Raw genomic sequence first — 13234 nt, 5'->3', positions numbered from 1 at the left:
CATAAACAGATAAAAATATTTAGTTACAAACTTAATCACCAAAAATTCTATATAATAGAGTGCTTACAGTACAATGCTGACCTCACTTGATTAGGCAGCGATCGCGCTTTTTCTAACAACCATGCTCAATCCAAATTTGGAAGCAATCGACCTGACCAAAGATGAATACCAGCGATACTCACGCCATATCATCTTGCCAGAGGTAGGATTAGAAGGACAAAAACGCCTTAAAGCAGCTAGCGTTCTCTGTATCGGTAGTGGTGGTCTTGGTTCTCCCCTATTGTTATATCTGGCAGCAGCAGGTATCGGCAGAATCGGCTTAGTAGACTTTGATATTGTCGATAGTTCTAATTTACAACGTCAAATCATTCATAGTGAATCGTGGGTAGGTAAACCAAAGATTCAATCAGCTAAAAACCGCATTCATAGTATTAATCCCCACTGCCAAGTAGATCTGTACGAAACAGCTATCAGTTCAGCTAATGCCTTAGATATTTTGGCTCCCTATGATGTAGTCATTGATGGCACAGATAACTTCCCCACTCGCTATCTAACCAACGATGCTTGTGTATTACTGAATAAACCTAACGTCTACGGTTCTATCTTTCGTTTTGAAGGACAGGCAACAGTATTTAACTATGAGGGCGGTCCCAACTACCGTGATTTATATCCTGAACCACCACCACCAGGAATGGTTCCATCTTGTGCCGAAGGAGGAGTATTAGGAGTTCTGTGCGGTATTATTGGCACGATTCAAGCCACAGAAGCAATCAAGATTATTTTAGGTGCAGAAAATACCCTAAGTGGTAGATTGCTCCTCTATAATGCCTGGGATATGAAATTCCGCGAGTTGAAATTGCGACCAAATCCCGAACGCCCGGTAATTGAAAAGCTGATTGATTACCAAGAGTTTTGTGGCATTCCTCAAGCCGCCGCCGCCGCTGCCGAAGCAGGTAATGCGATCGCTGAAATGACGGTTCAGGAGTTAAAACAGCTCATGGAAACTGGTAAAGATGATTTTGTGCTTTTGGATGTTCGCAATCCTAATGAATACGAAATTGCCAAAATTGATGGTTCGGTTTTAATTCCCTTATCTGAGCTAGAAGACGGTAGCAGTATCGATAAAGTCAAAGAATTGGTCAATGGTCATCGATTAATTGCTCACTGTAAATTAGGAGGACGTTCGGCAAAGGCTTTGAATATTCTCAAACAGAAAGGAATTGAAGGTACAAACGTCAAGGGTGGTATTATCGCTTGGAGTCAAGAAATTGATCCCAGTATTCCTCAATATTAAAGCTGTTAGCTATTAGTTTTTAGCTTAAGCCAAGAAGCTCTTTAATCCCTAAAAGAAATGTGCTGTAATCAGTAGTTGAAGCAATTAAATTATAAGTTGGGTTAGCGACAGCCTAACTCAACTTAACTTTGTAAATGAAATTTATCATCTTAAAATTTCCTCCTCCCGATTCTTGCGATCTGCCCTTAGTATGGGTGTGAGTTAAAAATTTGATTAAATTGCCATGAATGTTCTAGTAAAAGCTATCCGATGGTCTAGTCTAGTTTCTTTACCTGTATTTTTGTTTACCATCCCTAATTCTCCTGCTATGGCAGGAAGTGTTGGCAGCTGTGCAGAAGGCTTGATTGCCAATGGTGTTACCAAAACAGCAGCAGCATTAGCATGTTCTGATGCTCTCGAACCTACTGAACTGTCTTCTTGTGTAGGAGATATAAAAACTGGAACTGATATTAAAGGGGATGATATATTACAAGCTTGTTATCGCGTTCGTAGACCTGATGAACTAGCCAGTTGTGTTACGGATCTTAGTGCTTTAGAGGCAGGAAAATCTACTATGGCTCTAGATAATTGTCGCCGTAGTTTATTACCCGAACGCTATGCAGAATGCACTTTAGACTTAGCAAACGTTGTTAAAATGTCTAGCGAAGAAGCAATGGCAAGTTGCATTACAGCGGAGTTTATGCCTAGCGAAGTAGCTCCGGAAACTACTAACTAGAGTCTCATTTTCCTAGAAACTGTTGGCTATTAGCTATTGGCTATCAACCAATAGCTAAACACCATGACATTGTTTAAATTTTTTTCCGCTATTACACCAACACTGTGCATTACGTTTTGGTATCGTTCCCGGTAAAATATCGCCATCTACATAAAACCACTTTTTATCAGTCTTAATAAACCGAGAACGTTCGTGGAGTTGTGCTGGCTCGTTGACCTGATAAATTGCCTCAAACTCTACGTAGCCGATCGCATCATTTTTTTTTCCTTGCTTGGTATCAATAATGGTCAAGCCCAACCACTGAGTATTTTTAATACTATTGCTTAATTCTGTGCGCTCATTAGATTTTCTTTGATCTGGGTGTAGGGTAGCAATCAAATAATCTATATTACCTTGATAAAAAGCAGTGTAACGCGATCGCATAAGTTTCTCTGCGGTTTCTGGGTGCTTTTTTCCTGAGAGATACATTCCGCAACAGTATTGATATGATTTTTTACTGCCACAAGGACATAATTTTTTAGACATAAATATCAGATTATAGCGTTTCTCGTATTAATGAGATACACCTTGGTGGAGTCAGGGAATAGGGAATAGGGGTTTTAAGGTTTTTGACTAAGTTTATATTTGTACCTCACTTATTTGAGAAACGCTTTAATTAATTCTATTAATCTTTATATTCATCTTTACTTCTGCAATAGTTCTGCTAGTTTGGCTAATAATTCTTGTTCATTATAGGGTTTGGCAAAATAAGCAACTGCCCCTAAATTCATAGCTAGTTTTCGATGTTTTTCATTACTACGAGAAGTTAACATTGCTATTGGAAGATCGGCAAATTCAGCTCGTTCTTTTATTTCTTCGAGAAGACCATAACCATCTAGTAAAGGCATTTCTATATCACAAATTATTAATTGTACTGAAAGCCCACTCAGTAACTTATCTACAGCTTCTTGACCATCTTTGGCTTGTTCTACCCGATAACCTGCTTTTTCTAAAGTCAAACTAAGATAGCGTCGAATATTAATCGAATCGTCAACTATCAGAATAGTTTTAGTTGCAGATCGATTCTGATTTTTGTTACTCTTTTGCTCAAATTGATATTTGCTAGCCTGATTATTTAAGCATTCTTCTATCAGTAATTGAGGATCGATTAACGGAATAACTTTTCCATCACCAAAAACAACTGAGCTAATCACACCAGGAGGCAAAGGAATCGGACTATCAATCGATCTGATAGTCGACTCTTGCTCGTGATAAAAGTGACTAATTTGTATGGCTGTGAATGAATTTTCATCTTCTACCACTATAGCCATAGTTTTATTTATGGCAGGATTGCTGATTAAATTAACAGTGCGATCGCAACGATGATAAACCAAAGCTCTTTCTATTTCTACTAGAGGAATTTCTTGCTGATTCCAAAGTATATTTTTAGTATCTTCAGTAGTTTTAATTTGCCCTGGTCTCACCGGGATAAGCTCTTGAATACTACTGGCAGGAATAGCAAAAATAATGCCAGCCTGTTCCACAATTGCCACTCTTAAAATTGATAAAGTGAAAGGAATCTTGAGGGTAAATGTCGTACCTTGTCCTTGTTTCGTAGCCACCCGAACATCACCACGAATTGCTTGAAGATTAGTCTGCACTACATCCATACCCACTCCCCTACCCGAAAGTTGAGTCACCTTTTCTGAGGTACTAAATCCAGGATCAAAGATAAAGTCCAGTAATTCTGCTTCTGGTATTTGCTCAACTTCAGATTGAGTCATCCCCATCTCTAAAAGGCGCTCTTGAATTTTATCTAAACAGATGCCACCTCCATCATCGCTGAGGGTAACAATATTATAAGTACCTTGATTGCTAGCTTGAATGGTAATTGTTCCTGATGGGGGTTTGCCAGCATCAACTCGAGTGTCAGTGTCTTCAATTCCGTGATCGAAAGCATTACGTAACAATTGTATTAAAGGATCGCCAAGAGCTTTAACCACAGAGCGATCTATGAGAGTATTGTCTCCTTTGATTTTGAGATTAACCTGTTTTTTGGACTGAAGATTTAGATCGCGAATTACTCTCGGAAAACGTTTCACTACTTCTGCAAAAGGTATCATTTGAGTCCTAATCACATTACCCTGCATCGATTTAGTAGTGTAGCGTAGGTCACGAACCGCGTGGTTAATATCTTCTGCTCCCAATTCGATGTCCGTGGTAACTTCTTGTAATTGGACAATCGTTTCGATCTGTTCTTGACAAATGAGATGAATATCAGTGTAGCGATCCATTTCTAAAACATCAAAGTTATCTTGAGGCGAATTGCCTTGTAGCTTATTGTTTGTCTCTTCTTCAGCAAAATTATCACTGTTTAGGGAAATATCGGGATTTGGAAAAGATTGTTTGGTATTAGATTGTTTGGTATTAGTTCCAGTTGCTTCGCTTTGTCCAGATAGAGTCTGTGACGATTTGACGAGAAATCCTTCTAAAGCAGCGCGATCGTACCATTGTTTTAATTGAGTGTTCGACTTCTCCATCCGAGCCATTCGCTGCTTCATCAAGGAGATGATGTATTGCAATTGTTGGAGTCTCAGATTAATGGTATTACGGTCGACAATTAATTGTTCAAAAATATTATTAAATTGTTTTAGTTGTGCAGCAGGAACTCGAACCATCTCATCTACTTGCCCGGCTGATGAAGAATTCTCTAAAGATAAAGGAACAAGTGGATTCTGAGCTTCTACTGAAGTCAAAATTTGTGTTTCTTCCTCGATCTCTAAAGTATCTGATTCAGAAGCCGACTGTCGCTCATTTAGTTCTAGAGAATTATCTTCTAAAGAATGCGAATCTACATCTTGTTCTGTTTTTCCCAAAGCCAACTCTAGCTCGCTCAGCCCTAAAGAATTATCTTCTGAAGAATGCGAATCTACATCTTGTTCTTTTTGTTCAAAAGCCAACTCTAACTCACTCACTTCCAGGGAGTTATCTTCTAAAAGATTAAAATCTGCATCCTGTTGTGCAGTCTCAAAAGCCGACCCTAACTCACTCAGCTCCAGGGAGTTATCTTCTAAAAGATTAAAATCTGCATCCTGTTGTGCTGCCTCAAAAACCGACTCTAGCTCACTTAGCTCCAGGGAGTTATCCTCTAAAAGATTAAAATCTACATCCTGTTGTGCTGCCTCAAAAACCGACTCTAGCTCACTTAGCTCCAGGGAGTTATCCTCTAAAAGATTTGAGTTGATCTCAATCGAACTATCCTCTAAAATTTCTTGAGTTTGGGAATCAGTATCATCATTATCAGCAGTAGTACTAGAGTCTAGACTTACTATGTCATTACTCTCCTTCATGTTTTCCAGACACGAGGGTAATTTCTCAATGCTTCCCCGTACAACTAAAGCGTGCGATCGCCGCCAAACTTTTAAAGCTTGCTCTGCTAAAGGAAAAATCTCCTGTGGAGCAATGATTTCTGCTTGTTGTTGAATCGACTTACTCAGTTGGATAAAGGTTTCGAGATTTGCCATCATGCCAAAGGAAGCTAATTCTTGAGCTGTGGCGATTAATTCTTGAGTTAGTTCAGCACTACTTAATTCTTCTAGTTGGCTGGTAAAACCTTCTAAAACTCGATCGACTCCTTCCTCAAAGATTAGTAAAGCTGGATCGATATTTTCATCTTGAGCAATTAAGGCATCTTCGTCTGCATCTTCAAGAACTCCAAGATGCAGTTTTAACTGCTTGAAAATTGGTTGGGTACGAACGGCAAATGTACCATTGGTATAATCGTCAGGCTCAGATTCTACAAGTACTACACCTTGACGATTCAGCTCACTGATATAGCGTAAGCTATCAACGCCTTCTAATAAAAGAGTCTCGATTAAAGTACTCACTCGACCAGAAGTATGACGAACTCGTAAAATTTTAAAATAATCTTCCAAGCGATGGGCAACTTGACTTAAGACATTGAAACCCATCATTGCTGCTCCGCCTTTAATGGAGTGGGCAGCCCGCAGGACTATGTCTAGCTGTTGAGGATCGATGGCAGCATTGGCTAATCCTAAGAGATTAGACTCCATTCGATCAAAGTATTCTTCGACCTCATCGAGAAAATTAAGGCGAATTTGTTGTTCTGAATCCATCTTGGTCTATGAATTAAATATGATCACGCTTATTCGGCTACTTTAAACTGAGCTACAGTAGATTCCAGGTTCTCGGCTACTTGAGCAGTTTCGGCAATGGATTGTGCTACTGCTTGGGAAGATTTGGAGGTATTTTCCGATAATTGGGCAATTTTTTCCATCAAATTAGTAACACTTTGAGAAGTATAGGCCTGGGATATAGTTTTTTGAGAAATAGAGTGCATCAACTGGTTAATTCTTTGGGATTTTTCGAGAACTAACCTCAAATTATCTTTGGTTGATTCGACTAAGCGTGTCGTATCTACTACTTGAACTGTACCTGATTCCATTGCTAAACTTACTTCCTGAGTTTCTGCTTGTATTGTTGAAACAATGTTGGCAATTTTTTTAGTGGCTGCTGCAGATTGTTCTGCTAAGGTACCGACTTGTTCGGCAACTATGGTAAATCCCTGTCCGTATTCTCCTGCACGACCAGCTTCAACGCTGGCGTTAATTGCTAGTACGTTGGTTTTGAGGGCAATTTCTTCAATAAACGAAACAGCTTGAGCAATTTTCTGCGTAGATTCTCCCAAACGTTTCATTTTTTTGGCAGTTTCTCCCACTGTAGTCCGTAGTTCTAGGATACTATCTACTGTTGAATTCATATCGTTGGTACTATTTAAAACAGTACTATAGGTTTCGTCGGCAATCTTTTCGGCTTGGTTGGCATTTTCTGCTACTTCCTGAATTGATTGTGACATTAGTTCTATAGAACTTACGGTGGCGCGAGTTTCTCTTGCCTCAGCGGTGGCTTTGCTAGCTAAAAAACGAATCGCCTGCTCATTTTGTTTGAGAGAAGAACCTACTTGATGGGTAGATTTCTTGGTTTGAATCGCAATTTCTTGTAAGTTATCAATAATAGCGTTAAATAAATCCGCAACTGTACTTAATTCCAAAGAGTCTAATTTAGCTCTTACTGTCAAATCACCTTCTGTAGCATTAGAGACTTCTTCGATCAGGTTATAAATTGCTTCTTCTAAGTTTTCTTTTTCTTGTCGTTGTTCTTCAGCGAGGATTTTTTGCTCTTGAAGTAGTTCTCTAACTTGTTGTGTTTTTTCTGATAGTTCCTCTAGAGGTTTAGCAAATCGCTTGGTGAGAAAAATAATTAAACTTGAGGCGATCACTCCCAGAGCAATGGTAGTTAAGGTAAATACTGCCAGTAAATTTCTGGCTGCACTGGCTACCACATCATAATCTACGCTGCTAGTTGATACGAAATCAGTTTCGGGAACAGTAGATATACTATATATTTTGTCTTGACATCTAAATGAAGCAACAATGCTATTTACGGAAAAGATCATTTCTTGGTGAAGACGCACTTGAGATACGCCTGGTTGCTCCATGATTGACTGTTTTGCTTCTGCCAAACTGAGGGAATTTTCTGCCACTTCTACAAGAATTTTGGCTACCTGGATAATCGGCTTGCCTCCCAAGATCTTTACATCTTCGAAATTCGATTCTTGATTTTCGCTATTTTGTAGAGTATCTTCAATATTACTCAAAATTAACGCACTATCAGACTCGAAAATTTGAAATTTTGGAATATAGGTTCTGTTTGCTCCATGAAGGTAAGTGGCGAGATCGGAATTTAATTTACCTAAGGGAATATCAACCTTAACTACTCCCAGAAATTTGCTAGTCTGAGAATCTGTAACCGCTTGGGAAAAAGCCATGATGTTAATAATTTCAGACTCATTAGACGACTCGGACGACTCGGACGACTCTAATTCACCAGGCTCGTCGAACTCATCTGGTTCTTCCAAAGCTCTTCCTTCCGTTTGAGCATCTTGCCACCACTCTTCGTCGCTTTGAACAAAATCTGAGATGGGATTGCTATAAGCAATATTAAAGCCATGACTCTCTGTTAACAGAATTGCCTCCGCGGCAGTAGATTTAACTATCTCTTCTAAATAGTTATTCAGATTATTATCGATTGTTAATAATTTGCTGGTAGTAAATTCTTTCTCTAGCACGAGAATCGGTTGTTGAACTAATCTTTGCTCCTGAGCCCGCTCACCACCTTGTTGCATCAATTGAATCACACTAGGATTCGCTGCCACCAAACCAACTAGATTATAAGAGTCTCGAATAAAAGTATTAATTGTTTTACTTCCCAAAAGAGCATCAGCTTCAAGCTTTTCAATTACCTGATTTCTGGCTCGACTTTCAGTCATCTTATATCCAACAACACCACCGATAACTAAAGGAAGCAATACTGCTGGTAAAATTCCTGCTAGCAGACGACGACGGAGCGAATCTATTCCCTGATAGTTTTTAGCTACCGACTTGGGTGGAGTAGTGTTTTTTAGTCCTGCGTCTTGAGATTTTGCCTTAGTAATCGCCGATTTTTCTTTAGTGATCATGGTGTTGAGGAAATATATTTTTTATATTAGTATTTTCAGCTAGGTCAAGTTAAGTAGTATTTCGGTATTTTGTTAGTATAGATAGCTAAAGAAAAATTTTACCGTATCAATTCAGTTGTGTTCGACTGCGGTTAAAGCTTTCAAAATGCGGTTAAATTCCAATACAGGAATTGTGATTTCTTGCTCCTGTACTGTACCACTGGTAAAGGCAGTTAGATTAGAAACAACAGTATCTAAAGATGATTGAATTTGTTTGGCTGTTAAACGGACAATTCCCTGAAGAGCAGACACAGCTAATCCAATATAAATTGGTTGTTCAGCAACAGTTTGTAACACAATAACTTGATACTGCCGAGGAGAACTTAAATCAGAGGGCAAGGTTAGTAATTGAGCTAAATCAAAAAGGCAAAACACGCGATCGCGAGAATTGATCATGCCAATGACAAATTCTGGCATACTCGGTAGAGGAGTTACTTTCTGCGCGTCAACTATTAACGAGCCTTGTACCTGTTGCATGGATATCAAAGCTGTGATGTTTGATGTCAATTGAAATCTGATATAAGCATCTCCTGGAGCTAAATTGGCCTTGAATAGTTCTGGTAGATTGTCTTGAATTCTCGAAGCCGGACTAGGATTTGTCATTAGTTTTATCCCATTGCTTCTTGTAGCGCACTGACCAATTGCTCCTGAGTACAAGGCTTAGTAACGTAACCTTTTACCCCTTGTTTCATTGCCCAGAGGCGATCAACATTTCTATTTTTAACAGTACAAGCAATAATAGGAATCTCTGCCGTTTCAGGATTTCTTCTGAGTTTACGACAAATATCTAACCCTCCCATTTTAGGCATCATCCAATCAGTAACGATCGCATCGGGTTTATTTTTGATGGTTTTGGCGATCGCTTCTTCTCCATTCTTGGCGGTAATTATGGAATAACCAGCAGTGAGCAAAAATTTAGCGATCAAATCTAATTCGGATTGTAAATCGTCAACAATTAAAATGGTTTTCATGGATTTTAGCGGCTAGATAGAGCAGACTTAAGCAATAATTTTCTTGTGACTAAATTAATTTGATTTTTTAAGCTGGGTGGAAAAATCAAATTAATCTAGGTACTTTTCGATGATTTTGGTTAACCCTTGCTTAGTGAAAGGTTTAGTAAGATAATCTGTTGCCCCCGCAATCTTGGCTCTAGCTTTATCAATGAAGCCAGTATTTCCTGTCACCATAATTATGGGAGTCTCCATGCAATGTTCACTCGCCCTTAATAAAGTACATAGTTTATAACCATTAATTTTAGGCATTGTAATATCTAGTAAAATCAAATCTGGTTTGAGGCGAAAAATAATCGGTACTGCTTCTACAGGATCGTTAACCACAGTAACTTTAAATTTTTCTTGATCTATAAAACGTTTTAGTGCGTTTAAGATTATGGGACTATCATCAATACACACTATTTTTTTCCTTTTATTTAAGGTACCTTGAGAAGACTGATGCTGATTATTATTTCTTGATGTTCGAGGAATGCTAGGCAACAAATCTAAAGGTGGTTGAGCATTGCGTAAACATATTATCTGATGATTGATATATGGAGATAAAATCTGAGCAACTTGAAGCTCATCTTTTTGTAACCATAACGATAATTGACGAATGCTAGCAGCTCCACGCATCACGGGGGCAAGCTTTTCCAGGGCTACATAACTTAATTGTCCAGAACTTGGAAGTGTTTTTTGTTGCCAACCAGAAGCTAAATAAGGACGTTGATGAACAGAAAGCAATTTACTACTGCAACTTTGCCATTTTTTGACCCTATTTAGCTCTGTATTCAAACATTCTGATAGATTCGGATATAAAGAATCTCCAAAGTATTTTCTAATCCAAAACGGGATAGGTTCTCGATTGTGCCATGAATAAGTACCTCTATTGAGCCAAAGACAAGACTGTAGCGCATCTTGAGTCATACATTCAATTAGTTTTAATCCTTGATATGAATCGAGATGTTTTTCTGCCAGTAGCCAAGAAATAACCTGACAATAAAGATGGCGATCAGCAGATTGTTCCCGTTCCTGTATTTGAAATTGTAACTCTAGATAAGCTGGAGATTTTAGAGCTATTAGGGCTTGTTGCCACCCTAGATAATGTAAATAATACTTTAGCTGGTCTAATAATTGTGCAGAACAATATGCATACTTTAAGTTTCCATGCTGTAAATAAATTTTCCAAGAAACCAATCCCTCATCTAATTCTAGACAACCAGAACTATTCGAGTTCGCTATTCGAGATAATAATCCTCCAGGATGGATTCTTATAGTTGTTGCCATGGTTATAAGACACCAAAAGAGCGAGCAGATAAAAGTAAACGTGGTTTGCGTAAGGAATGAAGTCTACTCGGTAGCTTAAGCTAAGTGGTCAATTTTTTGGGGATACTGCAATATACAATAGAGGTATATTATAAAAATTTATTAGCACAGATTGCTATTATCGTTTTCTTGAAAGTCTTTTTTTGCTTACCCTATATATCAGAACTAGTTTCTTAGAGAGATTAATTACCTTGAACTCTAAAAGAATCATACAACAGATCATACTATAGTTGATCCAACATGAAGCATTAGTTTAAATCGTTGCTAGATAAAGATTTAAGCAAGATAATGTATCGAAAGTGTATAGTAAACGGGGTTTAGAGCAGTAAAATGTCTTCAACTTATAGCGCTCGCGAAGCGTACCCTGCGGGTAATCGCCTCTGGCGGTGGGCGGAGCCCAATCGCTCGTACGCTGATCCCAAAAGGAAAATCTCCATCAAAAAATAAGCAAAAAAAATGCCCCCCATTGCTGGAGAGCATTTTTTTTTATTTACTTCAAACTAGAAGCGCAGTTATCAGAACCAAACTACCCGTTGATTGCAGGAGCGGTTAAAGCTACGGGAGCTTGCTCGCCACTTGCTAAGTCTAAGGGGAAGTTGTGAGCGTTACGTTCGTGCATTACTTCGAAACCGAGGTTAGCGCGGTTTAAGATGTCTGCCCATGTGTTAACTACACGTCCCTGAGAATCCATGATCGATTGGTTGAAGTTGAATCCGTTGAGGTTAAATGCCATGGTGCTAATACCCATTGCAGTAAACCAGATTCCGATTACGGGCCATGCACCTAAGAAGAAGTGCAAGGAACGAGAGTTGTTGAAAGAAGCATATTGGAAGATGAGACGACCGAAGTAGCCGTGTGCTGCCACAATGTTGTAAGTCTCTTCTTCTTGACCGAATTTGTAACCGTAGTTTTGTGATTCAGTTTCAGTTGTTTCACGTACTAAGGAAGAAGTTACCAAAGAACCGTGCATTGCGGAGAACAGAGAACCACCGAAGACACCAGCTACACCTAACATGTGGAAGGGGTGCATTAAGATGTTGTGTTCTGCTTGGAAGACCAACATGAAGTTGAATGTTCCACTGATTCCTAAAGGCATTCCATCAGAGAAGGAACCTTGTCCTAGAGGATAGATTAAGAATACTGCTGTGGCTGCGGATACAGGTGCACTATATGCAACACAGATCCAAGGACGCATTCCTAAGCGGTAAGATAATTCCCACTGACGACCGAGGTAAGAAAAGACTCCGATCAAGAAGTGGAAGATTACTAGTTGGTAAGGACCACCGTTGTATAACCACTCATCTAAGGAAGCTGCTTCCCAGATGGGGTAGAAGTGAAGACCGATCGCGTTAGAAGAAGGAACAACTGCACCGGAGATGATGTTGTTACCGTAAAGTAATGAACCAGCTACGGGTTCGCGGATTCCGTCGATGTCTACAGGAGGTGCTGCGACAAAGGCGATTAGAAAACAGACTGTGGCAGCTAGGAGTGTAGGAATCATCAAGACACCAAACCAACCAACATAGATGCGGTTGTTAGTGCTTGTTACCCACTGACAGAAATTCTCCCAAGCGCCGCGAGTTTCGCGTTGCTGTAAAGTAGTTGTCATGTGTTTATAATTGCGTTATTTATTTTTCAAGGTTCTTGTCAGAACAGGACAGATAACAAAATAAAAAATTAAGTTGTTTCGTCTGTCTATGTAATAACAATAGCTGAGTATATGTACTTTGTAAAGCTATATTGCATTGTTCTTCGTTATGTTAAGCATAAGTTTTATTTATGTTTGCTTTTTTTCTTTTCAATATATTCTCGCCAATAGATTATTTTGCCCTCTTTTAAAGCCAAAATAATTGCATCTTGGGCATAGTTTATTTGACCAGTCTGACGCTCTTGGTCGCACCAGTCCCATTCGACAGCACCTTGGTCGCCGTCAACGATAATGCGTTGAATTTTAACCTGAGTATTAACAAACTGTTGAAAGTAATCCTGCGCTGCTTTTTGAATTTGCTGTTTGCCCTCATATTTAAATCCAGCAGCGATGAAGACTGCCTCTTCTGCAAAATCATTGGCGATCGCCTGTGCATTTTGTTGTTCCCATGCTTTAGCCTGTCGATAGATTATTGCGGTAATTTGTTCTTCGGTATCCATTAGTGAAGTAGCAGCTAAAGTTGTCGACAAAAAAAGAGTATTGACCAAAACGGTAACGAGTACTCCCGTCAAAATTAGAAAACTCCCATGCTTATGATTCATTTCCAGTGTTTGAACCCAGTATTTCCGCGACAAAATAAGCTTAGACTTACCTAGGTTGCATATATTCTGTTGCCTATTCCCTATTCCCTATTCCCTAATTC

Annotated in this window: 10 protein-coding genes; 2 read left to right on the top strand and 8 right to left on the bottom strand. The window is 39.1% G+C overall.

Annotated features, from left to right (window positions below; translation table 11 throughout):
• The first annotated feature begins 121 nt into the window (after positions 1-121).
• Together moeB and PLEUR7319_RS36765 are read left to right on the top strand one after the other, a co-directional pair.
• A complete protein-coding gene (moeB, locus tag PLEUR7319_RS0126140; RefSeq protein WP_019508189.1) occupies positions 122-1294 on the top strand; it encodes a molybdopterin-synthase adenylyltransferase MoeB in 1173 nt (390 codons plus the stop codon).
• Between the two features lie 223 nt (positions 1295-1517).
• Entirely contained in the window at positions 1518-2009 is a 492-nt protein-coding gene (locus PLEUR7319_RS36765) for a hypothetical protein (protein ID WP_019508188.1), read from the top strand.
• 54 nt (positions 2010-2063) lie between these two features.
• On the opposite strand, the gene PLEUR7319_RS0126130 is transcribed toward PLEUR7319_RS36765, so the two are convergent.
• The 8 genes from PLEUR7319_RS0126130 to PLEUR7319_RS36755 all read right to left on the bottom strand — a co-directional run bounded on the left by PLEUR7319_RS0126130 (position 2064) and on the right by PLEUR7319_RS36755 (position 13133).
• Positions 2064-2534 carry a YchJ family protein gene (locus PLEUR7319_RS0126130; RefSeq protein ID WP_026102788.1) on the bottom strand — a complete coding sequence of 157 codons (471 nt, stop codon included), beginning with the start codon at positions 2532-2534 and terminating at the stop codon, positions 2064-2066.
• A 158-nt stretch (positions 2535-2692) separates the two neighbouring features.
• Positions 2693-6124, bottom strand: a complete 3432-nt coding sequence (locus PLEUR7319_RS0126125; protein WP_019508186.1) for a response regulator — start codon at positions 6122-6124, stop codon at positions 2693-2695.
• 29 nt (positions 6125-6153) lie between these two features.
• Entirely contained in the window at positions 6154-8526 is a 2373-nt protein-coding gene (locus PLEUR7319_RS0126120; RefSeq protein ID WP_019508185.1) for a methyl-accepting chemotaxis protein, read from the bottom strand.
• 111 nt (positions 8527-8637) lie between these two features.
• Positions 8638-9168 (bottom strand): chemotaxis protein CheW, encoded by a 531-nt coding sequence (locus PLEUR7319_RS36760; protein ID WP_019508184.1) that lies wholly within the window; start codon positions 9166-9168, stop codon positions 8638-8640.
• A 5-nt stretch (positions 9169-9173) separates the two neighbouring features.
• A complete protein-coding gene (locus PLEUR7319_RS0126110) occupies positions 9174-9536 on the bottom strand; it encodes a PleD family two-component system response regulator (RefSeq protein WP_019508183.1) in 363 nt (120 codons plus the stop codon).
• Positions 9537-9626: 90 nt separating this feature from the next.
• Entirely contained in the window at positions 9627-10844 is a 1218-nt protein-coding gene (locus PLEUR7319_RS0126105; RefSeq protein ID WP_019508182.1) for a response regulator, read from the bottom strand.
• 565 nt (positions 10845-11409) lie between these two features.
• Positions 11410-12492: a photosystem II q(b) protein gene (gene psbA / locus PLEUR7319_RS0126100; protein ID WP_019506564.1), complete on the bottom strand. Its 1083-nt coding sequence runs from the start codon at positions 12490-12492 to the stop codon at positions 11410-11412.
• Between the two features lie 164 nt (positions 12493-12656).
• Positions 12657-13133 (bottom strand): nuclear transport factor 2 family protein, encoded by a 477-nt coding sequence (locus PLEUR7319_RS36755; protein WP_019508181.1) that lies wholly within the window; start codon positions 13131-13133, stop codon positions 12657-12659.
• Positions 13134-13234 lie beyond the last annotated feature (101 nt).

This window comes from Pleurocapsa sp. PCC 7319, from assembly GCF_000332195.1.
Lineage (GTDB): Bacteria > Cyanobacteriota > Cyanobacteriia > Cyanobacteriales > Xenococcaceae > Waterburya.
This window is presented reverse-complemented; position numbering and strand designations above follow the sequence as displayed.

What these genes read in the sequence shown, in the direction of transcription:
- moeB (WP_019508189.1), top strand. Translation starts at nt 122, where the DNA reads ATGCTCAATCCAAATTTGGAAGCAATCGACCTGACCAAAGATGAATAC.
- PLEUR7319_RS36765 (WP_019508188.1), top strand. Translation starts at nt 1,518, where the DNA reads ATGAATGTTCTAGTAAAAGCTATCCGATGGTCTAGTCTAGTTTCTTTA.
- PLEUR7319_RS0126130 (WP_026102788.1), bottom strand. Translation starts at nt 2,534, where the DNA reads ATGTCTAAAAAATTATGTCCTTGTGGCAGTAAAAAATCATATCAATAC.
- PLEUR7319_RS0126125 (WP_019508186.1), bottom strand. Translation starts at nt 6,124, where the DNA reads ATGGATTCAGAACAACAAATTCGCCTTAATTTTCTCGATGAGGTCGAA.
- PLEUR7319_RS0126120 (WP_019508185.1), bottom strand. Translation starts at nt 8,526, where the DNA reads ATGATCACTAAAGAAAAATCGGCGATTACTAAGGCAAAATCTCAAGAC.
- PLEUR7319_RS36760 (WP_019508184.1), bottom strand. Translation starts at nt 9,168, where the DNA reads ATGACAAATCCTAGTCCGGCTTCGAGAATTCAAGACAATCTACCAGAA.
- PLEUR7319_RS0126110 (WP_019508183.1), bottom strand. Translation starts at nt 9,536, where the DNA reads ATGAAAACCATTTTAATTGTTGACGATTTACAATCCGAATTAGATTTG.
- PLEUR7319_RS0126105 (WP_019508182.1), bottom strand. Translation starts at nt 10,844, where the DNA reads ATGGCAACAACTATAAGAATCCATCCTGGAGGATTATTATCTCGAATA.
- psbA (WP_019506564.1), bottom strand. Translation starts at nt 12,492, where the DNA reads ATGACAACTACTTTACAGCAACGCGAAACTCGCGGCGCTTGGGAGAAT.
- PLEUR7319_RS36755 (WP_019508181.1), bottom strand. Translation starts at nt 13,133, where the DNA reads ATGAATCATAAGCATGGGAGTTTTCTAATTTTGACGGGAGTACTCGTT.